Genomic DNA, 21,843 nt, shown 5'->3' on the forward strand with positions numbered 1-21,843 from the left:
GCAATGCAAGAAACTCGTTTTAAAAGGGTAAAAACCCGGTTATGGTCTGTGTCATGGGTTGCATGCAAAGGGAAATGTGCCAATCGAGAAATTTCGCTTGCACTAGCCCCTCTCAAGACGTCATAAGCAGGAAAAACATATAACACCCCGAATGGTCGCAACGAGCTTTCTCCACCATCGGGACTATGATTAAGAGGAAACGCGATTGAGCATCACCGAACAAGAAGCCCCATGCGCAATCTACGGCATTGAACGCTGGGGCGAAGGACGCTTCGAAGTTCTTGAAAACGGCAACATCGGTCTTATCACACAGCATGAAAAAGGCTCGACGACCACGGATCTGACATCCATTCTGCATTCGCTGGAAGAGCGTGGTATTGCCTCGCCCATTCTGCTGCGCGTGGCCAACAGCCTGAAAGACCAGATCGACCGGATCAACAACAGCTTCAGGACAGCGATCAAGGATCTGAACTACAAGTCCGACTATCGCGGTGTTTTCCCCGTCAAGGTCAATCAACAGGCCCATGTGATTGAAAAAATCGTCGAGTATGGTGCTTGTCATGAATTTGGTCTCGAGGTCGGATCCAAACCGGAATTGATCATCGCTCTGGGCCAGCGCCTTTCGAAGGACGCGCTCCTGATCTGCAACGGCATCAAAGACGGCGAATTCATCAATCTTGCCCTGCTGTCGCGCAAACTCGGCTTTAACACGATCATCGTGCTTGAAAGCGTGTCCGAGCTGGAACTTGTTCTTGAGGAATCGAAAAAGCTCAAGATCCGTCCGCAACTCGGCATCCGCATCAAGCTCAACAACCGTGTTACCGGCAACTGGTCCTCTTCATCGGGAGATCGCTCCGCTTTCGGCCTTTCAGCCGCAGGTGTGCTACATGTCATTGAGCGCCTGAAGGAAGAGGAATTTCTCGATTGCCTGCAATTGCAGCATTTCCATCTGGGCAGTCAGGTTCCCGATATTCTCGACGTCCGTCGGTCCGCCGCTGAAGCCTGCCGCTTCTTCGTCGAATTGCGCAAGGAAGGGGCCCCGCTCAATTATATCGATCTGGGTGGCGGCCTTGGCATTGACTATACAGGCGAGCACAAATCGACCGAGAACTCGATCAACTACTCTATCAGCGAGTATTGCTACAATATCGTCGAAGCGGTGAAAAACACCATGGATGACGCGGGGCAGAGCCATCCGACCATTGTCACCGAAAGTGGTCGGGCAACGGTTGCCTATAGCTCCATGCTGCTGTTCAACATCATTGACGTCACTCACTATGAGGAAGACAACAATGTTGAGGTAACCGACGACGACAACCGCTCGATCCGAGACATGCGCGATGTCGAAACCTATCTGACCCCGGCCCGGCTTCAGGAGTGCCTCAACGACGTCACTTTCTATCGTGACGAGGTGCGCCGCAACTTTGGCCGTGGCGAAGTCGGCCTGCGCGAATTGGCAAAAGCGGAGAAGCTCTATCTCAATCTGCTGGCCAAAATGCGCAAGCAGACCGAAACCGATGAATGGGTTTCGGATGACGTGCTGAACGCCCTTGAAGCGGCGGCAGATATCTATCACGCCAACTTCTCGCTGTTCCAGTCGCTCCCCGACGTCTGGGCGATTGACCAGTTGCACCCGATCATTCCGATCCAGCGCCTTGACGAGGTTCCGGCCCGTAGGGCAATCCTCAGCGACATCACTTGCGACAGCGACGGCAAGGTTGACCATTTCGTCCTTGCAGACGGCATTTCGCAGTCCCTGCCCGTCCATAGACTTGAAGAAGACGAGCATTACTGCATGGCGGTCTTTTTCGTCGGTGCCTATCAGGAAACTCTGGGTGATTTGCATAATCTGTTTGGCGACACCAATGTTGCGACCATTGAAATCCAGCCCAACGGCGATTTCAAGCTGATCCACGAAGTGGAAGGCGACACCATCAGAGAAGTGCTCAGCTATGTGGAATATGATCCTCTGGCCCTGTCGAACAACTTCAAAAACATGGTTGAGGAAGCCGTTTCCAAGAAAAAGCTGAGCGTCAAAGAGCGCAAGACCATCATGAACGCCTTCAAGGAAAGCTTGAACGGATATACCTATTTTGAACATTGAGGCGGGGCTCTTGGCCCCAGTCAACACGTTTTTCAAATAGGATCTTATGAATTGCAAACCCGGCAACCTGCCCGACGAAGGGGGCATGGTGTCGAGTTACCAATCAGATACAGTAACACCAAGATTCCCCGCACCTCTGCGGGGTCCCTCTGTAAAGAAGGACATATGAAATGAATAAAGTTCTTGTTATCGGCGCTGGCGGCGTCGGCTCAGTCGTCATTCATAAAATGGCGCAACTCTCGGACATTTTTGGAGAAATCACGCTTGCTTCCCGTCGCGTCTTCAAATGTGATGAAATTGCAGCTTCAGTCAAGGAGCGCACCGGCGTCATTATCAACACCGCCGAAGTGGATGCAGATGACGTAGATGCCCTTTCTGCCCTTATCGACAAGCTTGGTGTCTCGCTCGTGGTCAATGTGGCCCTGCCCTATCAGGACCTCAACATCATGGATGCGTGCCTGAAGAGCGGCGTCAACTATCTGGACACCGCCAACTATGAGCCACGCGATGTTGCCAAGTTTGAATATAGCTGGCAGTGGGCCTATCAGCAGCGCTTCGAGGAAGCAGGCCTCATGGCGCTTCTCGGCTCGGGCTTTGATCCGGGCGTGACCAACGTCTACACCGCCTATGCCAAAAAGCACCTGCTCGACCGGATCGACTATCTCGACATTCTGGACTGCAATGGCGGTGACCATGGCCAGCATTTCGCCACCAACTTCAACCCTGAAATCAACATCCGTGAAGTGACCGCACCGGTGCACCATTGGGAAAATGGCGATTGGGTTACCACGCCTGCGATGGGCAACAAGCAGGTATTCGACTTCCCTGCGGTTGGCGAAAAGAACATGTACCAGATGTATCACGAAGAGCTGGAAAGCCTCGTGAAGCACCTGCCGGAAATCAAGCGCGCACGCTTCTGGATGACATTTGGCGACGCCTATATCAAGCATCTGGAAGTCTTGCAGAATGTCGGCATGACGCGCATCGACCCCGTCATCTATGAAGGCAAGGAAATCATCCCACTGCAATTCCTCAAGGCCGTGCTGCCAAATCCGGGCGATCTGGGCAAGACCACCAAGGGCAAAACCTGCATCGGCAACATCATGACCGGAGAGAAGGACGGCGAAGCCAAAACGGTTTACGTCTACAATATCTGCGACCACGAAGAATGTTTCGCAGAAGTTGGCTCTCAGGCGATTTCCTACACCACCGGCGTTCCTGCCATGATTGGCGCGGCCCTGATGCTCACCGGCCAGTGGTCAGGCAAAGGTGTCTTCAACATGGAACAGATGGATCCGGACCCCTTCATGGACATGCTCAACAAACACGGCCTTCCATGGCAGGTGCACGACCTCGACAAACCGCTTGATTTCTGAGACAGGCGGTTCATATCCCGATCCGGAGCCCGGCAAAGCCGGGCTCTTTTTCCCTTAGGCCCTTGATCCTATCGAGAAGAAAAAATGACAGAAGCGCCCATCATGGAAACGCAAGCCGGCGATGCCGGTGCTTTTACGACCCTTGATCTGTCCAGAATCCCCTCGCCCTGTTTTGTCATTGACAAGGCTGCGATCCGCCGCAACCTGTCCATCCTTGCCAAGGTCGGTGAAGAAGCAGATGTCAAGATCCTGCTTGCCCTCAAGGCCTTCTCCTGTTGGGCACTGGGTGATCTTGTCGGCAATTATCTTGATGGCACCTGCGCCTCGGGGCTTTGGGAAGCCAAATTGGCAAAAGACAAATTCTACGGTGAAATCGCCACCTATTCCGCAGGCTTCAAGGCAGAAGAGATCCCTGAAATTCTTGAGCTTTCTGATCATTTGATCTTCAACAGCCCGAACCAGCTTTCCCGGTTTGCACCGCAGATCAAGGCGGCCCGCAAATGGGGCTATGCGCCTGATTTCGGGCTCAGGATAAATCCCGAGCATTCCGAAGGTCACATTCCCAAATATGACCCTTGCGCCATCGGCTCTCGTTTGGGAACGCCAATCAGCCAACTGACCGATGAGGATATGGCTCCCTTCAGCGGAATTCATATGCATACCCTGTGCGAGCAGGATTTCCTCCCTCTCAAACGCACATTTGAAGCGGTGGAAGACCGTCTTGCTCCTTGGCTCAAGAAGATGAAATGGCTGAATTTCGGAGGTGGCCATCATATCACCCGCGCCGATTATCAGCGTGAGGAACTGGTCGAGTTTCTAAAACAGATCAAGGCCAAATATGATGTCGAGATCTATCTCGAACCCGGCGAGGCAGTGGCGCTTGACGCGGGCATTCTGGTCGGAGAAGTCCTTGATGTGACCAAGAACGGCGCGATTAATCTGGCCATTATGGATATCTCAGCAACCTGTCACATGCCAGATGTCATCGAAGCCCCGTATCGGCCCGCCCTTCTTGGAGAACCTGAAGAGGGCAAGACATATCGCCTTGGCGGCCCTTCCTGTCTGGCTGGCGACGTCATCGGCGACTATAGATTTGTCTCCGAACTGGAAATCGGTCAACGCATCGCCTTTCTCGATCAAGCCCATTATTCCATGGTCAAGACAAATACATTCAACGGCGTGCGGCTGCCCTCGATCGCCATTTGGGATTCCGAAACAGACCAGCTCAACGTCATTCGCGAATTTCCCTATGCTGAATTTCGCGATCGCTTGTCCTGATTGCCCCATGCAAGGAATAGACTATGTCTGATGACTTTTACCCTGCCTTTCTGGCGTCCGAATTGTCGAGTGAGGAAAGCAATCCTGACACGGCCCTGTTTGAAGTCATTCCCTGCCCGCTGGAAAAAACGGTTTCCTACGGTGCGGGTACGGCAGCCGGCCCTTTCGCTTTGCTCGAAGCCAGCCAGGAACTAGAACGCTTTGATGGCAAGGGTTTCCCGATCAAGAAGGGCATCATCACGTCAGATCCGATTGACTGTACCCAGCCGATAGAAGCTGTCATGAAAGACCTGCGCGAGAAGACTGCCGCAAGTGTGAAAGCGGGTCGCATTCCGGTGACGCTCGGCGGAGAGCATAGCCTCTCTTATGGCGCGATCATGGGGGTCGCGGATGCTTTGGGAAAACAGATTGGCATCATTCAGATCGATGCCCATGCTGATCTGCGCGTTGCCTATCAGGGCCACAAGCATTCTCACGCGTCGGTCATGCATCTGTGTGCCGTTGAAAGACGCCTGCCTCTGATGCAATTCGGCATTCGTGCCCTTTGCATCGAAGAGCATGAAGCCCGAATGAACGAGACCCATATCAATTTTGTCGATGCGGAAAAACTGGTAACAGAGAATATCTCCGCCTACGATTTGCCTGAAGACTTCCCCGAGGACGTCTATGTCACCTTCGATGTGGACGGACTTGATCCCTCGATCATGCCAGCCACAGGAACCCCGGTTCCCGGCGGGTTGAGCTATTACCAGAGCCTGCACCTTGTTGCCCATGCTCTCAAAGGACGCAATTGTGTCGGTTTTGATGTGGTCGAGCTTGCACCGATTGAAGGCCAGTGGGCCTGGGACTTCACCGCAGCCAACCTCACCTACCGATTGATGGGGCTCGTTTCGCGGCGAAAGGGATGAAGCCAATGCCCCTTGGAAACACGCTCTCCCAATCTGCTGACTATGAGATCAGGCCCGCAGTTCCCTCACTTGAGGATTTTTTGCGCTTGCGCCGCATCACCGGGCTGACGGTCTATTCCGAAGAAGCTGCAAGGGCTGGACTTGCCGGAACCATCGCGGCAATCACAGTCTCGTACAGAAACAAAATCGTCGGCATGGGACGCCTTGTCGGGGATGGTGGCTGCGTATTCGTAATCAGCGATATTGCCGTCGACCCGCACCATCAGGGCCAAGGGCTCGGCAAGGCCATCATGCAAGGCTTGATGAGCTATGTGCATAGAGAATTGAAATCAAAAGCCTATATCTCCATCATCGCGGATGTCCCGGCCGATAATCTTTATGCGCAGTTCGGCTTTGAGCGAACCGCCCCGGCCTCTTTGGGCATGTCCTATCGCGTGGAATAAGGGCTTGGAACAGTGAAGAGAAGATAAGAGCAAGCCACCAGATTGGGCGGCCTGCAAATCTCACCATTTCTTGATTTTGTTTATGAGTTCCTCGCTCTTGTCGCGCAGACGATCAAGAGGTCCCTTTTTATCAACCTCACTTCCTTCGCTCGATGGCGAAAGAGGAACAGGGTCTGAACCTGACGTTTGAGGAATGCCCTCTGGAGGAATGGGGGCTGCCTCCATCTCGTCAGTTCTGGGAGCCCCTCCGAGGCGTTCGCGGAGAAGAATGGGGTTGCCATCTTTCCCGGTCCACTGCGTATCATATCCAGCTTCGGTCAAAACGGCCTGCACATTGTCAAGCCGCGCCGACAGCCGATCGATTTTCTCAAGCAAGCGGCCATTCATCTCCCTCTGCCGATCCAGCTCCTTGGCCAAACGGGTCAATTCGCTCAGCAACGCACGCGTGCTGACTTCCTGATGCCAATCTTCGTCCATCGGCTGATTGTCTTCGCTCGTAACAGCGCTTTCGCTGCCAATTGCCTTTTGTGCGAGAGCGGGCTGGAACGCACCAAGACAAAAGACAACAGCCAGGACCAAGCGTGCTGCCGATAGCCTGTTCAAATGACATCGATAGAGAGTAAGCATGCTCTTTTCCCCTTTGCTTCGTAAATTCGGCAAGTCAGCAAGAGAAAAATCACGCATCTATGGCAATATTAAGGGAGACCCGGCAGGAAATGGATACGATATTGCTTTATCTCTGACAAATGCAATCAGAGCTTCTGCCCCTTACCCCACGATGGCGATCTCGACACCGCAATCATTCAGAATTTCCTCGCTGCGCGTGGTGTCGAAGCGCCCCTGAATACCGTCATGATGTTTCCAGACCACTTTGGCGACCTGGTTGGCAGCAAGAAATTTTGCGCATTCCTTGCAAGGAGGGTGCGTGATGTAAACGATGCAGCCTTTGGCGGCTTCCTTCATCGCGGCAAGGGCATTCATCTCGGCATGAATGACGCGGTCATATTTCTCCTCGCGCACTTCATACCATTCGGGCCTGTCTTCCATGCTGCGCGGAAAGCCATTATAGCCAACCGCCGCAAAACTCTTGTCCGGGCGCACAACGACACAGCCGACCTTGGTCGATGGATCGCGACTGCGCTTCGATACGGCCTCCGCACATTCGAGAACCCATTCGTCAAATCCGGGTCTGGACGTCATTTTCTCCTCCAACTACACCAATTTTCTCAATTATCTGCGCCTGAGCATCTCAAATTGCAAGCAATTTCGAAATTGGCCGCTTTGTGTGCAATCGCAAATGAGGCCTACCCCCTTTTCCACCTCCCCGGAGAGCGATTACAACTGCCTGAAATTTAGCCGTTTTTGCGAAAAATAACTGCTGTAAACGCCAAAAAACCGACGCAAAATGGAATAGACTTTCCCTCTGAGATCTCTTCGAAGCATGGACTATCGAAAATGGAAAAGAATGCCCCAACAGTTGCCGTCATTGGCGCGGGCGCAATAGGCCTGGCCCTGGCCACGGCTTTGGCAAAAGCTGGCCATGAAGTCGTGCTTTGCGATGACCGCCGCGCCATTGGAACAATTGAGAAAACAGTCTGCGCACCAGACAATGCACCTGAAACTCTGGAGCACTGGGATCTCAGAACCGTTTCCAATCCGGACGAGATCCGTTCCTGCAAGATCGGGATTCTCGCGGTCAAAGCCCATCAGACCGACAATGTCGCACCCTGGCTTCAAGCGCTCAACAGGGGTGACGCCTCCATTCTGGTTGCTCAAAATGGCATCGAGCATGTGGAACGGACAGGCCGCCACGCTCCCAATGCCAAAATAGTCCCTTCCATCATTTTCCTCAATGTCGAGCGCATGTCGCCCGAAAAGATCAAAATGCGAGTGATCGGGAAACAGGATGTCACTCTTCCGGACACCGAAACCGGTCGTACCTTGGCCGAAGACCTCAGAAAAGGTGGCCTGCGGGTTGCTCTCTCGTCCGACTTCATGACCATGATCTGGAAGAAATTTCTCATAAATATTGTAGGCAATCCACTGACAGCCCTGACAGGAAGACGGGCCGACGTCATTCGCGAACCCGACATCGCAGAGCTGGCGCACTCGCTTCTCGTTGAGGCCATCGCTGTGGGACGGGCAGAAGGCGCTGATCTGCCAGAAGAAGGGTACGCCGACTTTGTCATCAAATGGCTGCAAGCCTTGCCTGATGGCAGCACAACATCGATGTTGCAAGACAGGCTCAACGGTCGCCAGATGGAGTATGACGCCATGACCGGAGCAATCGTCCGTAACGCAGAACGCCACGGAGTTCACGTGCCCTACAACAGGATGATCCTGGCTCTTCTCACAAATATCAAACCCGAAAGGGCCTGATGGCCCACTCCCGGATCTCGGATAACAAAAAGCATCTCACGCACCATATGCAAGGTGCTTTTTATGCGGCGGCTGAAAACCATCGGCGCCCCAGTCAGTGGGCAAGCCTGCTCAGGCCAAACGATCGCCTGATCGCTTGAAACAGTCGGCTGTTTTCGTCAATTTTTGTGATCCGCCTGCTGCACGAAGCGAAAGAAGGGGAACCTGTGACAGGCCCCCCACCTGCCCGCATTAGTCTGGCGTGAACAGATGCACCTGCGCCGGATCGAATGAAAGATCGAGCGCCTGGTTTGGCTCCAGCACCAGATCCTCGTCAAACGAAGCGATCATCTTGCTGCCATCAGCGAGCGACAGATCAACGACCGTTTCCGTTCCCAGCCGTTCGGTCAGAATAACCTTGCCGTGCATCTGGCCGCACCCTTGTGAACAGGTCTTGAGATATTGCGGGCGAACCCCCAAAACAGCCTTGCCGCCCTTTTCGAAGGAACGCCCCCTGGTTTTGACCCGTATCGGATCAAGAGCACTATTGCCCACTGTGGCGGTATCTGCATCCAGATCATGGATGTCCACATCGATGAAGTTCATCGACGGAGCCCCCAGAAAACCGGCAACAAACTTGTTGGCCGGTTCATGATAAAGCTCCATAGGCGCGCCGACCTGCATGACCTTGCCGTCACGCAACACCACGATCTTGTCGGCCAAAGTCATAGCCTCCACCTGATCATGTGTTACATAGATCATGGTCGCATCCAGTTGATTATGCAACTGGCCGATCTCCATGCGCATATCCATGCGCAAGGCCGCATCGAGGTTGGAAAGAGGCTCGTCAAACAGGAAGACCGACGGTTTGCGCGTAATGGCGCGCCCGATGGCGACCCGCTGTCGCTGGCCGCCTGATAGCTGACAGGGCTTGCGATCCAGCAGGTTTTCCATTTGCAGAATCCGGGCAGCTTCTGCCACCTTCTGTTCTTTTTCTTCCCTTGAAGCACCCGCGATCGTGAGGCCAAAAGCCATATTCTCACGCACCGACATGTGCGGAAAAATGGCATAGCTTTGAAACACCATGGCGATGCCACGTTCCTTTGGCTGAACGTCATTGACGACTTTCGAGCCGATTTCGAGCGTACCGGACGTGATGTCTTCAAGTCCGGCAATCATCCGCAACAAGGTTGACTTGCCACACCCGGAAGGCCCGACAAAGACAACAAATTCGCCATCTTCAATCGTAATATCAACACCCTTGATGACTTCGACAGTCCCGAAGGATTTGCGAATGTCTTTCAGAACCACCTTGGCCATATCTACGCCTCCCCGTCTTCTGCTATGTGAAGATAGCCTTCATCATCAACAAGGACCGTCTGGGGGTCCCTGACTTCTCCTATGAAAGCGTCTCGCCCGTTATCATCAAACCCGAGGATGACAAGACCCCGTTCCGTTTTCAAAATTCGTGCGGCATATCTGCGACACGGCAAGCCGCCGTCAAAGAAACCCGGTGCGAGCCGCCAGGGACCTCGCGGATCATCGGCGACGAGATAGTGATTGCCGGTAACCGGAGCCACACCCGCCTCTGCACACCGTTGCTTGGACCAGTGCACCGCTGACGTGCAGAAAAGGCAATACCAGCGACCATTCACCTCGAACACCTGAGGCACTTCCAACTGGCCAAACCCTCCAACGAAAACCGGTGACTGCAAATCCCAATGATAAAGATCCGGTGAGGTCGCAAATCCGATAGCACCCGCCGCATTGGCCTCTTCGATGCCCGCCCCGCGTGCGGTGAAGAACATCATCCAGCCATTGCCATCAGGATCGGGCATGACCCATGGATCGCGCATCGCCCTATCATGCCAATGCCCCACCATATGCTCCGTTTCATAATGCCGGGCAGCCTCCCCGACCAGATCGAGACAAGGCTCGGGGCTGACGCGCTGCCAATTATGCATATCGGTCGAGGTAGCATGGCCGATGCGCTGGTAAAGTGCGTCTTCGGCCTTGCATGCCCCGGTATAGAACAGATGCCACAGACCATCAGGCCCTTGAAGAACAGACCCGGTCCACGTGGTTTTGTCGTCAAAGGCTGGCCCTTCTGATGGTGCAAAGCATGTTCCCAGATGCGTCCAGTTCACAAGATCATCACTGGTCGCATGCCCTTGCGAAACATTCATGTGTCTCAAGTCGGGGTCTTTCAGAGATTTGTCCGCTTTCAAGAAATAGCCGTGCCAACAGGATCCGTCATGCGCATACCAACTGTCCCAAATCCATTGATCTTTGAGTGCGATTACCATTTTTTATTATCCTTTGACCCCTGTTGAGGCGATCGAGGCAATGAATGCCCTTTGCATGAGTAGATAGAAGGCCAGAACCGGAACGGAAATGAGAGTGAGATAAGCCATCAACTCCCCCCAGGCCACATCGAGCTGGAAGAAATAACCCAACCCCACCATGATCGGTCGATGAGCCTCATCCTGTACCACGATCAAGGGCCAGAGATATTGCTCATTATACATCTTGAGGGACTTGAGAATCGCTGCCGTTGCCAAGACCGGACCAGATAACGGCATCACGACCCGGCGATAGATTGACATCCAACTGGCCCCTTCAACACGCGCAGCTTCAATCAGTTCACGCGGCAGATCCTTGAAATACTGAACAAACAGGAAAATGGTCAAGGCGTCCACGATCCAGGGAATGATCTGCACCCGATAGGTATTGAGCCACCCCCATTCGATGCCCTCCATTCCGACCCATGGCAGTCTTGAAACAATCAGCAGCAAGGGAACCGCGATGGTCTCAAACGGAATAATCAAGGTTGCCAATATCACCGACAGCAGAATATTGCGACCTGTCCAGTTCAGGAACACAAACGAAAAGGCCGCGACAGAGCAAATGGCAATCGATACGATGACCGTAATGACAGTCACGCCGATGGAATTGAGCATGAACTGCCCAATCGGCGCACGCTTGAAGGCGGCAACATAGTTATCGAGGCTGATATCGCCCACAGGCAGAAAAGCCCTGAATGAGCTGGTATCCGCAAGCAGTTGGCTATCGGGTTTGAAAGAGGAAACCACCATGAAGACCAGAGGGAACAAAAACACCAGAGCAACCAGTGCCAGCACCAGATAGCGGGACAGCAGACGCAGCCCGCGATTTTGTTCGGAAACCAGAGCCACTATCGTTTCTCCCGTGTCAGGTAACGCTGAACCAGAGAGATGGACAGCACAATGAAGAACAGGATCACCGAAATGACCGATCCCCCGGAAATATCCTGTTTGCCATAACCACGTTGGACAGCCTGGAAAACAAGTGTTTGGGTTGAGTCAAGCGGCCCGCCCTTGGTCATCACGTCGATCTGCGAGAAGAGCGCAAAAGCCTGCATTGTAATGACAATCAGAACAAGAACGGCAGTATTGCGCAGCCCCGGCCAGGTCACATAGCGAAAGGTCTGCCAGCGAGACGAGCCTTCAATCGCGGCAACTTCATAAAGTGTACCCGGTATGGTTTGCAGTCCCGAGAGCCAGATAACCATGTGAAAGCCCATCGCCTGCCAGGCAGACATGACTATGATTGACCCAAGAGCCGTATCCTTGTTTCCCAGCCAGTCAATCGGCTTGAAAGCGCCCAATGTCAGCGCCGACACGATGTTGTTGAGCAGTCCGTCATCACCGTCATAGATGAAGCGCCACAACAGCGAGATGACCACAATCGATATCACCACCGGCATGAAATAGATCGTTCGAAAGGCGTTGATGCCGCGCAGTTTCTGGTTGATGAGCAGGGCCAGTCCCAACGCCCCGCCACCTTGCAAGGGCACGATGATCAACACGAACAACATGGTGTTGGCCAAGGCCTTCATGAAGACCACATCCTTGGCGACGACCACCTTGGCATTATCCCCGGATTGCCATCGAAACCATTCGCGCATGCCTTTATAGTGAGGAAAATCAGGACTGCGCGTGATTGTGCGCACCCGAGGATAGGCAATATTCCCCTCGCTATCATGGACAATCTGATTGTCTGCATCGCGCTCGGGCTCAAGTGTGATGACCGCGACACCCAGAAGATTCTCGTAATTCTGCAACCCGACAAACTCTGTCGGATTGGGTGAAATCAATCGCTGATTGGTCAGCGAAAACCAGAAGGCAAAGAAAAATGGCAAGATGATAAAGACAACAAGAAGGAAAAATGCCGGAATTGCAAAGGCCCAGCCCACCCCATTCGACCGCGTCAATTTCGAAGCCATTTCGTCCTCCTACCCTTTAGAAAAGAGAACCCGCGCAAAAGGCGGGTTCCCCAAACATGATCTTAGTGCCCATAGCCACTGTTTTTCTCGATGTCGGCGTTGATCTCGTCAACGGCGGCATCGAGCGTGTCGGCAACATCCGCGCCATTGGCGATATCGGCCATGGCCTTGGTGAAGACTTTGGACTGAACAACATAGCCAGGCGTAACCGGACGAATTTTAGCCTGCGCATTTGACAAGCCATAGAACACGGCCAGCGAACCACCATCCTTGTAATTCTTGGTCATCTGTGCAGCGGCGGCTGTCGATGGAATAAGGCCGATGCCATCAGAGAAGGCGGCAAGATATTTGTCCTGCAACGCAAACTCGATGAAGGCGGAGGCCCCATCTGGATGTTTGGAGGTTGCGGCAACACCGAACTGCCATGAGCCAGCCCCGATCGTCGGACCATTGCCAAAATCAGGAGCGGGCAGGAAGACGACATCATCCACTTCAGCCATGGTTGCCACAGCCCGCCAGTTGCCATTCCACTGGAAGGCAAAGCTGCCATCGATGAAACCATTCTGCTGATCGGCAGGGCTTTCGCTTGTCCCTGGTGCATAGCCATTCGCAAACAGGCTCTGCCACCATTCGCCAAATGCCAAGGCCGCTTCGCCATTCAAGGCACCTTCTGCCGTTTTGTAACCAGAGCGATCAATGATGTCGCCACCAAAGCTTTGCAGGAACGGGGAATAGGCATAAGGATACCATTCACCCTGATCATTCATGCCCAGATCGAGAGCATATTTGTATTTGCCCGATGCTTTGGCCTTTTCGAGCGCCCCCATGAACTCGTCTTTTGTCCATGGTTTGTCGAGTGTTGGCGTTCTCAGACCCAGCTCTTCAAGGTCGGACTTGCGCGCATAGAGTGCGATGGCAGCATCCCAAAGACCGATAGAATAAAGCTTGCCGTCCCAAATGCCTTTGGTACCCGGCAAGAATTTTCCAATCTTGGCTTCGTCGATTTGCAGGGGCTGCATATAGCCCGACCAGGCCCAGTTTGGCATGATTGGCCCATCAACATCGATGATATCGGGCAGATTGTTTGCAAGAGCTGCGGCAACCACGGAATCATTGTAACTGGTCTGCGGGAAGCTCTCCAGAACTACATTCCAGTCACTCTGACTGGCATTGAAGTCGCTCACAATCTGATTGATGATCTTGCTTTCAACCTCATTGCCTGCCCCATGATACCAGAGCGAGAGATTGGTTTGCGCAAATGCCGTGCCGGACAGTAATGTCGTAACGAACAGAACTGCAACAGATGTCTTTCTCAGTTTCATTGAATTCCTCCCATTGGATTTTAAACAAGTGCGGGATTCGATGAGATCACCGAATCCCGCCAGCAAACGGGCCCTTTCAAGAGTCCGGGATTTTCAGGAACTTCCATTTCATTCGAAATCAACTTGAACAGATGCTCGGCGGCAACTTGACCCAACTTGAAATAGGGCAACTCTATTGTCGTCAGAGGAGGGAAAAGGGTCTCGGCAATCACCCGGTAATTGTCATAGCCGGCCACCGAGATATCTTCAGGGACGCGCACGCCACGCGAACGAAGAATGCCATAGAGCCGCAAGGCCATTTCATCGTTACCGCAACAAATGACGGAAGGCGGTTCCTCAAGACCAAGGAGCTTCTCGACTGCACGAACAAGAAGCTGACTGTCCTTTTTGCCTTCCTCATATCCCATCATCACCAGTTCATCCGCGTAGGCAATACCGGCATCCTCCAAAGCCTCTCTGTAGCCTTGCGCACGCAACCCAGTGGCAACAAGCGCGTTATCGAGTGTCAGATAGCTGATGCGGCGATGACCATGCCGGATAAGTGCAGCGACCAGAGCTTTTTGCCCACCCCGGTCATCAGGCAACACGCAGGGGTGCCCTTCCTCGTCAAAGCAGTTGGCAAGAACAATCGGACAATCCGCAGGAATTGCCGGCAACTCGACTTTCTTGTGGTGATCAGCCACATAGATCAGCCCCTCGACGCGATGTTGCAAAAAGGTCCGAATGAGATGAGGCACGCGATCCGAAGAATTGTTTGTATCGGCAATCATCAAGGTCTTGCCGCTTTCAGCCATGAATTGCTGAATGCCCTGCACGATGAACAGATCTGGCAACCCCTCAGGCTCGATAGGTTCCAGACCGTGAGAAATGGCCCCGGTAATCAGCCCGATGAGGCCGGACTTGTTGGACCGCATCATCCTTGCCGCATTAGATGGCACATAGCCCAACTTCTGCATGGCAGTTTCAATGGCATCACGCGTTTCTTTCCGCACCGGCGCATCACCATTCAACACCCGAGAAACCGTTTTGGGTGAAACCCCAGCTTCCTTGGCCACATCGTAAATCGTTGTCATTTGTCCTCCCTGCCGAGACATGACCCGTTATGACATCGATGTCATGTCATCGATGTCATAACACCTTCCCCTCTTCCCTGTCAAGATCGGGCAGACTGGACAAAAAGTTGATAGAGAACTTCAGGCGGGAGCGCTTGCGCCCAAATCCGACACGTGCGTGAGCGATCGTCAACCACTTGCGCCAAAGCCACGCTCGTTTTGACACCGACAAATGGGCCATCACTCCACTGGCATCAACACTCCGGTTTTGTGCCTTTTGCAAGAGCAAATGCTGCAACAATGGAGACGCTTTTCAAGACCCTCAAAGCTGGGCCAATCCGGAAACAAGACCGGTAACATGTTCCAATCTCTATCAAGCATTCGGGGAAACCGGAAAAACCTTCACTTGACGGCTGAAATGAATGAAGCGTCACCCTATGGGCGACGCTTCCTCTATGTTCGGAGACTGTTCTTACCTTCGCTTCTCTTAGTATCCGGCGTCAGACAGGACCTCTTCCCGTGTTTCCACCCATTTGCTTTCTCTCTGGTCGGCGGGAAGGGCATTCCACGCATCTTGTAGCAATTTCTGGCGGGCACGAAGCTTGTCATTGAAAACGGTGTCTTGGTCAGTCCAAAGCCCGATCTCTTTCCAATAGCGGATAGCACCATCATGATAGGGCACAACCCAATTGAAATTCTGACGTTCAGGCGCAAAGCCGACCAGTCCCCTTTCCGCTTCGGCGTAGATCTTGTATTGATCACTCATTGCCTTGGTCATGTTGTAGACTTCGTCATCATCTCTGTCGGAGTAGGTGACGATCACCGGATAAGGGAAGCCGGCGCAGGAAATCGGCTTTTTCGGATCAATATTTGGCCCATCGGTTGCATCGCGCGGTGAAAATTGCGGTTTGATTTTTTGAAGGCGTTTCCAGCCTTCTGTGTCATCTTTCGGCAATTCCAGCCATTTCAGACCTGTTGGCGATGCGGCGGCCTGTGTTGTGTAGGTTGTTGTCGAAAGCGTCGTGATGGCATCGACCTGCCCGTTCAGAAAAGCTTCCCAGGATGCCCCGAAACTGGCCACTTCGACCATTTTGACGTCATCCCAGGTCAGGCCACCGAATGCCAGAAAGGCGGCAACATTGGCCTGAAGAGCCGGAGAACTGACCACATAACCGACACGTTTTCCCTTGAGGTCAGCTGCGGTTTTGATGTCACTATTTCCTTGAAGCGCAAGGGTGAAGCAGTTGTTCGAGTTTGCCCCCGCCAACAATTCAATATCCTGAGGACCAAGTTCCGGAGCCACAAACGCTTCCGTTCCCTCATAGGCGTTAAATGCTTCTGACCCGATCAATGCAAAGTCGACACGTCCCTGCTTGACCGGCAGCAACCGCGCAACATCCGATGTTGCTGGCAACACGCGCAGACTGATGCCATAGGAATCACTGATCGCCTTTCCAATCGCGACGGCCTGCGCATAGCCTGCCGATCCCACATCATAGGTTGTCATTGCCATGGTTCTGGGCAACTTGACCTCTTGAGCACAAGCCAATGTGACAGTGCCCGCCATCAGGGCGACAGTTAAGCTGGTTAATAGTTTCATTCTTTCCTCCCAAAAGACTGTTCCGTATTGGGCTTCAATAGCTGTTTGCAAGAATGTGATGCTTCTGGCTCCCGGCCCGGTTCAAACGCTTGAAAATGTCAGCCGAGAATTTCCTCCCATTGCATCAGACTTCTAGATGCCTTGTCTGAGCTTAGAGAAACTAAAAAATCTTCTCAATTGCTGAACGTCATCGTTTCGCCACGCGAAACGGACCTTCAATCATCATTGCTCCCTCACATTGGTTGATCGAAGATGATCATAACGAATTTGAGGAGTGACAGATGTCAGATAATAGCCAAATCTTTCGTGAAAGATTTCTTCGCGGCGACAAGATGATCGGCGTCTTTTTAAAGATTGCCCAAACAATGCCGGCCGAGATTTTAGGATTGTTGGGATACGACTTCGTCGTTGTTGATGAGGAACATGGCGTATTCAACAGGGAAAGCACCAATAGCATCATACTCGCCTGTCGCGCGCATGGTATCGGCTGTCTGGTGAGGGTGCCAAACGCCGAGACCGCAAATATTCAGACCGTTCTGGACTGTGGAGCCGATGGTGTTCTGGTTCCCCATGTGGACAGCGTCGAAAAGGCAACCGCTCTGGTCTCCTCAGCTCGCTATCGTTCTGGTACGCGGGGCTATTCCTCGACAACGCGAGCCGGAGACTTCGGAGGCCGCACGATTGCTGCCCATCTTGATGAACAGGATAACCGGGCAACCGTTATCGCCATGATTGAGGATCCCCATGCTCTGGATGTCGTTGATGGAATACTCGCCGTCGAAGGACTGGATGGCGCATTTATCGGGCGAGGAGATCTGACCGTCGCTTACGGCCAGACCAAACCGGGGTCGGAACCAGTACGCCAGGCAACCCGAAAGATCATTGAGGCTGCGGTTTCCTCGGGCAAGACAATCTGCGTCATGACAGGGAAATCCGACGATGCAGCCGAACTCGCTGGCATGGGGGCCACGTCCTTTATCGTTTCATCTGATCAAACCCTGCTGCGCAAGGCTGCGTCATCAACTCTGACCGAGATGCGTCAAACACTTGCAGGAAAACAATAAAGAAAGTCACCACCATGTATGATAAGTCGGATCCGCGTGCCGCGCTCGCGCCAGCAGCAGCGGCCAAGCCCAAGACTGGCTTGATTGCCGAGGAGCAGTTGGCCACCTTCTACGATACGGCTCCACAATTGACGGACAACAATGCCAAAAGCTGGTTCGTCCGGGGACACAATTTTGTTGTTGTCTATTCAGAAGTCGAACCCGGCGGAATGCTTGCACGCACGAACCAGCCGGATGAATATGTCGTGCTGCTTCCCACAGTCGCAGCGAGAATCGAAGCTGGAAATGAAACAGCCGATGTTGCAGGCCACTCAATCGCCTTTGTTCCTCCCGGTGAAAGCAGGGTAACCCTGCCGAAGGGGGGTGTCATCATCCGTCTGTTCACAACCCGGTCAGATGATCTGGTAGCGCTTTGTCCCAATGCTGAAGCCTATGATATTCCGCGAACCCATATTCCGGATTTTGCCCCATGGCCAACCCCGCCCGAAGGTTTGAAACTGCGTCACTATTCCCTTGATGTGCCAAAGCAGGAAGGGCGGTTCGGACGCATCTTCCGTTGCACCACATTCATGGTCAACATGCTGGATAGCTATGACGGCCCTCGCGACACCACCAAAATGTCGCCTCACCACCATGATGACTTCGAGCAATGCTCTCTCTTGCTGGAAGGGGAATATATTCATCATTTGCGTTGGCCCTGGACGACAAATCTGTCGGACTGGAAAGCCGACAAGACCATAGAGGTAAAAGGGCCATCTGTTCTTGTCATCCCGCCACCAACGCTTCACACCAGTCGCGCGACCGGAGCCGGACGGAACCAACTCGTCGATATCTTCTGCCCACCTCGTGCAGATTTCAGCGACAAGCCCGGTTGGGTTCTGAATGAAGAGGACTATCCACGCTAAGATGGCCAGAGCCTCTTGACCCTCTTGTCATGAATAGTCTTCACCACGACCTCGTGTCGAACCTGAATTCAGGATCGACACGAGGTTTCGCTTTTCTGCTCAAGAGAGAGAAACGATGGTTGCAAACCGTCGCTTCAGTCACCCTGGACTTCATTGGGAATAGATGACGAGAGGTCTGGCATGACCGAAAGCACGACCTTGCCGATCTGAACATTTGCATCCAGAATTCTGTGGGCTTCGGCAACCTCGTCGAAAGGAATGACGGCATGCATTTTCGTCTCGATGCGACCGTCTTCCAGAAGCGGCCAGACCTCATTCATCAAATCACGCGCAATCCGTCCCTTAAACTCAGCCGAGCAGGGCCTCAGCGTGGAGCCGCAAAGCGTCTGATGGCGCCGCACCATCTGGCGGAAATTGATCTCTCCCACAGCACCAAGATGGCTGGCGATGAGAACAACACGCCCCCCTGAAGCGAGAAGATCGAGATGCTTTTGGGTATAAGCACCCGCTTGTCCATCAAGGATCAGATCAATCCCCTGTTCACCTATCGCCGAGCGCACCTGCTCCGCCCAGTTTCCGTGATAGTCAAAGGCCCCGGCGCAACCGACATCAACACAGGTTTGCAGTTTGAGCTGGTTGCCAGCTGTCGCAAAAACTGTCGCATTGCGCAAATGACGAGCCATCTGGATCGCGGCCAATCCGACACCGCTTGTCCCGCCCTGAACCAGAAGACTCTCGCCATGAGACAGCCTGCCAATCAGGAAAATATTGTTCCATGCGGTGAAAAAGACCTCCGGCAAGGAGGCTGCCTGCTCAAAGGTTAGCCCACGGGGAATGGCAAGACATTGCTTCTCGGACACTGCGCAATATTCTGCATAACCGCCGCCATTGACCAATGCACAGACAGGATCTCCGATGTGGAAATTCTGCACGCCCTCACCGATGGTCTCGATGATCCCGGCCACATCCAGACCGGGAAGATCGGAAGCCCCCGGAGGAGGCGGGTACAAGCCCCGCCGTTGCTGAATATCGGGGCGATTGACACCAGCGGCCAACACCCGAACAAGCACCTCTCCCGCTTTTGCTCGGGGGCGGTCGCGTCGGGCCAGATGTAAAATTTCGGGGCCTCCTGCGCCCCGAAATTCAACGACTTTCATCATGTCTGACATGGCCTAGATTACCTTTGCCGGAATGGATTTCTGATTTTGCCACATGGCAAATGCCAAAATCGGCAAGGCAACGACGAGGGCCACGATCACCAGATCCAGATCACTCCAGCCGGGAATGATTGTCGCCGGCAGTGCGATCAGGATCGCTGAAAGGAACAGCAACAGACGCAGGGGAAACGCATAGGTCTTGTGTTCGAACAAAGCTCCGACAAAGGGAACGTATCCCTGAACCGAACAGGCGAACAACGCAATTCCAAGGAAGGCCAGACCAGAAGACACCACCGTTTCCATCGCTGTTCCCTGCAATACCAGAGCGGGCTGGAACGCAAAGAAGAAAGGAATGAAGTAGATCACCGATCCAATTCTCATTGCTTCAAAGCCCGTCTGCATCGGAGGGGTCTTGGCTATGGATGCAGCGGCAAAGGCACCCAGCGCAACCGGTGGAGTGATGAATGACAGCATGCCCCAGTAGAAGATGAACATATGCACTGCCATTGGGTTTAGGCCAACCTGTACCAGAGCCGGAGCCAACAGGATGGCCAGGAAAATATAGGCGGCTGTCGCCGTCATGCCGACACCGAGAATGAGACCCGTCACGGCACCCATGACAAGCAGCAAGAGAGGAGATCCGCCAGCAATGCGCAGCAAATCGTTGACCAGCGTTGCTGCGACGCCCGTCATCGACAGAGCTCCGACGATCATGCCAACGGCCGCCAGAATGGCAACAAGGTTCGAGAACATCGCCCCGAGGGAGTCGATGAAGCCTCCCACTGCCTTCCAGTTCCAGCGATGTTTCCTGGAAAAGATCTGATTGAGCACGATCAGCAACGGAGTGGCATAATAGGGTGCCAGAGCTTCTCGTCTCATGACCAGAAGCAGATATATCAGCAGGCCGAAAACGAATATGTAATACCAGCCTTCCTTAAGGGTCTGGCCGACGGAAGGAAGTTCTTCTGCGGGAAGACCCTTGATATTCTCGCGCGCTGCCATGGCATCGATCTGCACGAACAGACCGAAGAAATAAAGAGCAGACGGAATGATCGCAGCCAGTGCCACCGTGGCATAGGGCACATTCATGAAACTGGCCATCACAAAGGCTGTTGCTCCCATGACCGGTGGCATCAGGGTTCCACCGGTCGAGGCACAGGTTTCAACGCCAGCTGCGAAGCTGGCACGAATACCGGTACGTTTCATCGTCGGGATGGTCATCACACCGGTGGTCAGCACATTGGTAATGACGCTGCCGCTCATGGAGCCCATGAGACCGGATGAGAAAATGGCCACTTTGGCCGGACCACCTCTGACCTTGCCCAACAGAGCAAAGGACAGGTTCATGAAAAAGGCACCCGCACCAGTTTGCTGCAAGGCCGCACCAAAGACGATGAATCCGATGATCAGACTTGCAAATGTGCGCAGAGGGATACCCAGAATGCTTTCAGATCCCATGGCATGATAGGCCGCCGTGTAGGACGCTGGTGATGGAAAACCGGAAATCGCGGTGGGAAGATATTCGGTATAAAGGGGGTATAGCGACATGACGCCAACAATCAGCGCCAATGGTATCCCCCCGGCCCGACGACCTGCTTCAAGGACAAGCACCCACACGATAAAGGACATCCACACGGCCGTTTCGGGAGGAGCCATTTCCCATCCTCTGAGGGAAATGTTGTTTGCATTGGCAAAGAAATAGGCGCACACCCCGACAATCATGACGGCCAGCAGCCAGTCATACCAGGCGGGCCGACCAAAAGGCGCCTTCTTTGTTGCAGGATAAAGAAGAAAGCCACTCGCCAATGCAAGGGCAAGAATTGCATAATAGAATCGCAGATCCACTAATGTAAAACCAACCAGAAATCCCAGATTGAATGTCTGGTTGACAGCCAGCAGAAGCATCAAGATCGTGCAAATTCGCATAATCGAACGTGCAACACCTTCAAGCTTTCTAGCACCGACATTAGCGACTTCGCTTTCAGTTTCGCAGTTGTCCATCATTTATCCTC

General features: G+C 53.3%; 19 protein-coding genes. 8 read left to right on the top strand and 11 right to left on the bottom strand.

Annotated features, from left to right (window positions below):
- Nucleotides 1-205: 205 nt before the first annotated feature.
- The 5 genes from speA to ACHZB8_RS11800 all read left to right on the top strand — a co-directional run bounded on the left by speA (nucleotide 206) and on the right by ACHZB8_RS11800 (nucleotide 6,109).
- Nucleotides 206-2,104 (top strand): biosynthetic arginine decarboxylase, encoded by a 1,899-nt coding sequence (gene speA, locus ACHZB8_RS11780; protein WP_316860552.1) that lies wholly within the window; start codon nucleotides 206-208, stop codon nucleotides 2,102-2,104.
- A gap of 170 nt (nucleotides 2,105-2,274) precedes the next feature.
- Nucleotides 2,275-3,480: a saccharopine dehydrogenase family protein gene (locus ACHZB8_RS11785; RefSeq protein WP_316860553.1), complete on the top strand. Its 1,206-nt coding sequence runs from the start codon at nucleotides 2,275-2,277 to the stop codon at nucleotides 3,478-3,480.
- 84 nt (nucleotides 3,481-3,564) lie between these two features.
- A complete protein-coding gene (gene nspC / locus ACHZB8_RS11790) occupies nucleotides 3,565-4,758 on the top strand; it encodes a carboxynorspermidine decarboxylase (protein ID WP_316860554.1) in 1,194 nt (397 codons plus the stop codon).
- A 23-nt stretch (nucleotides 4,759-4,781) separates the two neighbouring features.
- On the top strand, nucleotides 4,782-5,666 hold the full coding sequence (speB, locus tag ACHZB8_RS11795) for an agmatinase (protein WP_316860556.1): 885 nt from the start codon (nucleotides 4,782-4,784) through the stop codon (nucleotides 5,664-5,666).
- Between the two features lie 5 nt (nucleotides 5,667-5,671).
- Nucleotides 5,672-6,109 carry a GNAT family N-acetyltransferase gene (locus tag ACHZB8_RS11800; RefSeq protein ID WP_316860558.1) on the top strand — a complete coding sequence of 146 codons (438 nt, stop codon included), beginning with the start codon at nucleotides 5,672-5,674 and terminating at the stop codon, nucleotides 6,107-6,109.
- Nucleotides 6,110-6,169: 60 nt separating this feature from the next.
- On the opposite strand, the gene ACHZB8_RS11805 is transcribed toward ACHZB8_RS11800, so the two are convergent.
- Nucleotides 6,170-6,736, bottom strand: a complete 567-nt coding sequence (locus ACHZB8_RS11805) for a hypothetical protein (protein ID WP_316860559.1) — start codon at nucleotides 6,734-6,736, stop codon at nucleotides 6,170-6,172.
- Between the two features lie 141 nt (nucleotides 6,737-6,877).
- Nucleotides 6,878-7,309, bottom strand: a complete 432-nt coding sequence (locus ACHZB8_RS11810) for a deaminase (protein WP_316860560.1) — start codon at nucleotides 7,307-7,309, stop codon at nucleotides 6,878-6,880.
- A 255-nt stretch (nucleotides 7,310-7,564) separates the two neighbouring features.
- On the opposite strand from ACHZB8_RS11810, the gene ACHZB8_RS11815 reads away from it, so the two are divergent.
- Nucleotides 7,565-8,488, top strand: a complete 924-nt coding sequence (locus tag ACHZB8_RS11815; RefSeq protein ID WP_324292908.1) for a 2-dehydropantoate 2-reductase — start codon at nucleotides 7,565-7,567, stop codon at nucleotides 8,486-8,488.
- Between the two features lie 231 nt (nucleotides 8,489-8,719).
- Here ACHZB8_RS11815 and ACHZB8_RS11820 read toward each other — a convergent pair whose 3' ends face one another.
- The 7 genes from ACHZB8_RS11820 to ACHZB8_RS11850 form a co-directional block, all read right to left on the bottom strand.
- Complete coding sequence (locus ACHZB8_RS11820; protein WP_316860564.1) at nucleotides 8,720-9,787, bottom strand: sn-glycerol-3-phosphate ABC transporter ATP-binding protein UgpC; 1,068 nt, start codon at nucleotides 9,785-9,787, stop codon at nucleotides 8,720-8,722.
- A gap of 2 nt (nucleotides 9,788-9,789) precedes the next feature.
- Nucleotides 9,790-10,773, bottom strand: coding sequence for a hypothetical protein (locus ACHZB8_RS11825; RefSeq protein ID WP_316860565.1), 984 nt, complete (start codon nucleotides 10,771-10,773; stop codon nucleotides 9,790-9,792).
- 6 nt (nucleotides 10,774-10,779) lie between these two features.
- Nucleotides 10,780-11,661, bottom strand: coding sequence for a carbohydrate ABC transporter permease (locus tag ACHZB8_RS11830; RefSeq protein WP_316860566.1), 882 nt, complete (start codon nucleotides 11,659-11,661; stop codon nucleotides 10,780-10,782).
- Nucleotides 11,661-12,731, bottom strand: a complete 1,071-nt coding sequence (locus tag ACHZB8_RS11835; protein ID WP_316860567.1) for a sugar ABC transporter permease — start codon at nucleotides 12,729-12,731, stop codon at nucleotides 11,661-11,663. The genes ACHZB8_RS11830 and ACHZB8_RS11835 overlap by 1 nt, the downstream gene beginning before the upstream one ends.
- 62 nt (nucleotides 12,732-12,793) lie before the next feature.
- Nucleotides 12,794-14,053 carry a sugar ABC transporter substrate-binding protein gene (locus ACHZB8_RS11840; RefSeq protein ID WP_316860569.1) on the bottom strand — a complete coding sequence of 420 codons (1,260 nt, stop codon included), beginning with the start codon at nucleotides 14,051-14,053 and terminating at the stop codon, nucleotides 12,794-12,796.
- Nucleotides 14,054-14,073: 20 nt separating this feature from the next.
- Nucleotides 14,074-15,126, bottom strand: coding sequence for a LacI family DNA-binding transcriptional regulator (locus ACHZB8_RS11845; protein WP_316860570.1), 1,053 nt, complete (start codon nucleotides 15,124-15,126; stop codon nucleotides 14,074-14,076).
- A 466-nt stretch (nucleotides 15,127-15,592) separates the two neighbouring features.
- Nucleotides 15,593-16,705, bottom strand: coding sequence for a TAXI family TRAP transporter solute-binding subunit (locus ACHZB8_RS11850; RefSeq protein WP_316860571.1), 1,113 nt, complete (start codon nucleotides 16,703-16,705; stop codon nucleotides 15,593-15,595).
- A gap of 281 nt (nucleotides 16,706-16,986) precedes the next feature.
- Between ACHZB8_RS11850 and ACHZB8_RS11855 the strand changes: the two genes are divergently transcribed.
- Nucleotides 16,987-17,769, top strand: coding sequence for an aldolase/citrate lyase family protein (locus tag ACHZB8_RS11855; protein WP_316860573.1), 783 nt, complete (start codon nucleotides 16,987-16,989; stop codon nucleotides 17,767-17,769).
- A gap of 14 nt (nucleotides 17,770-17,783) precedes the next feature.
- Nucleotides 17,784-18,674 (top strand): hypothetical protein, encoded by an 891-nt coding sequence (locus tag ACHZB8_RS11860; RefSeq protein ID WP_316860574.1) that lies wholly within the window; start codon nucleotides 17,784-17,786, stop codon nucleotides 18,672-18,674.
- 134 nt (nucleotides 18,675-18,808) lie between these two features.
- On the opposite strand, the gene ACHZB8_RS11865 is transcribed toward ACHZB8_RS11860, so the two are convergent.
- Both ACHZB8_RS11865 and ACHZB8_RS11870 read right to left on the bottom strand, forming a co-directional pair.
- Complete coding sequence (locus tag ACHZB8_RS11865; RefSeq protein WP_316860575.1) at nucleotides 18,809-19,834, bottom strand: NAD(P)H-quinone oxidoreductase; 1,026 nt, start codon at nucleotides 19,832-19,834, stop codon at nucleotides 18,809-18,811.
- A 12-nt stretch (nucleotides 19,835-19,846) separates the two neighbouring features.
- Nucleotides 19,847-21,835: a TRAP transporter permease gene (locus tag ACHZB8_RS11870; protein ID WP_316860576.1), complete on the bottom strand. Its 1,989-nt coding sequence runs from the start codon at nucleotides 21,833-21,835 to the stop codon at nucleotides 19,847-19,849.
- Nucleotides 21,836-21,843 lie beyond the last annotated feature (8 nt).

It is taken from the genome of uncultured Cohaesibacter sp. (assembly GCF_963556055.3).
Taxonomy (GTDB): domain Bacteria; phylum Pseudomonadota; class Alphaproteobacteria; order Rhizobiales; family Cohaesibacteraceae; genus Cohaesibacter.

What these genes read in the sequence shown, in the direction of transcription:
- ACHZB8_RS11850 (WP_316860571.1), bottom strand. Translation starts at nt 16,705, where the DNA reads ATGAAACTATTAACCAGCTTAACTGTCGCCCTGATGGCGGGCACTGTC.
- ACHZB8_RS11840 (WP_316860569.1), bottom strand. Translation starts at nt 14,053, where the DNA reads ATGAAACTGAGAAAGACATCTGTTGCAGTTCTGTTCGTTACGACATTA.
- ACHZB8_RS11815 (WP_324292908.1), top strand. Translation starts at nt 7,565, where the DNA reads ATGGAAAAGAATGCCCCAACAGTTGCCGTCATTGGCGCGGGCGCAATA.
- ACHZB8_RS11805 (WP_316860559.1), bottom strand. Translation starts at nt 6,736, where the DNA reads ATGCTTACTCTCTATCGATGTCATTTGAACAGGCTATCGGCAGCACGC.
- ACHZB8_RS11825 (WP_316860565.1), bottom strand. Translation starts at nt 10,773, where the DNA reads ATGGTAATCGCACTCAAAGATCAATGGATTTGGGACAGTTGGTATGCG.
- ACHZB8_RS11870 (WP_316860576.1), bottom strand. Translation starts at nt 21,835, where the DNA reads ATGATGGACAACTGCGAAACTGAAAGCGAAGTCGCTAATGTCGGTGCT.
- ACHZB8_RS11855 (WP_316860573.1), top strand. Translation starts at nt 16,987, where the DNA reads ATGTCAGATAATAGCCAAATCTTTCGTGAAAGATTTCTTCGCGGCGAC.
- speB (WP_316860556.1), top strand. Translation starts at nt 4,782, where the DNA reads ATGTCTGATGACTTTTACCCTGCCTTTCTGGCGTCCGAATTGTCGAGT.
- ACHZB8_RS11800 (WP_316860558.1), top strand. Translation starts at nt 5,672, where the DNA reads ATGCCCCTTGGAAACACGCTCTCCCAATCTGCTGACTATGAGATCAGG.
- ACHZB8_RS11865 (WP_316860575.1), bottom strand. Translation starts at nt 19,834, where the DNA reads ATGATGAAAGTCGTTGAATTTCGGGGCGCAGGAGGCCCCGAAATTTTA.
- ACHZB8_RS11785 (WP_316860553.1), top strand. Translation starts at nt 2,275, where the DNA reads ATGAATAAAGTTCTTGTTATCGGCGCTGGCGGCGTCGGCTCAGTCGTC.
- ACHZB8_RS11845 (WP_316860570.1), bottom strand. Translation starts at nt 15,126, where the DNA reads ATGACAACGATTTACGATGTGGCCAAGGAAGCTGGGGTTTCACCCAAA.
- ACHZB8_RS11820 (WP_316860564.1), bottom strand. Translation starts at nt 9,787, where the DNA reads ATGGCCAAGGTGGTTCTGAAAGACATTCGCAAATCCTTCGGGACTGTC.
- nspC (WP_316860554.1), top strand. Translation starts at nt 3,565, where the DNA reads ATGACAGAAGCGCCCATCATGGAAACGCAAGCCGGCGATGCCGGTGCT.
- ACHZB8_RS11835 (WP_316860567.1), bottom strand. Translation starts at nt 12,731, where the DNA reads ATGGCTTCGAAATTGACGCGGTCGAATGGGGTGGGCTGGGCCTTTGCA.
- ACHZB8_RS11860 (WP_316860574.1), top strand. Translation starts at nt 17,784, where the DNA reads ATGTATGATAAGTCGGATCCGCGTGCCGCGCTCGCGCCAGCAGCAGCG.
- ACHZB8_RS11810 (WP_316860560.1), bottom strand. Translation starts at nt 7,309, where the DNA reads ATGACGTCCAGACCCGGATTTGACGAATGGGTTCTCGAATGTGCGGAG.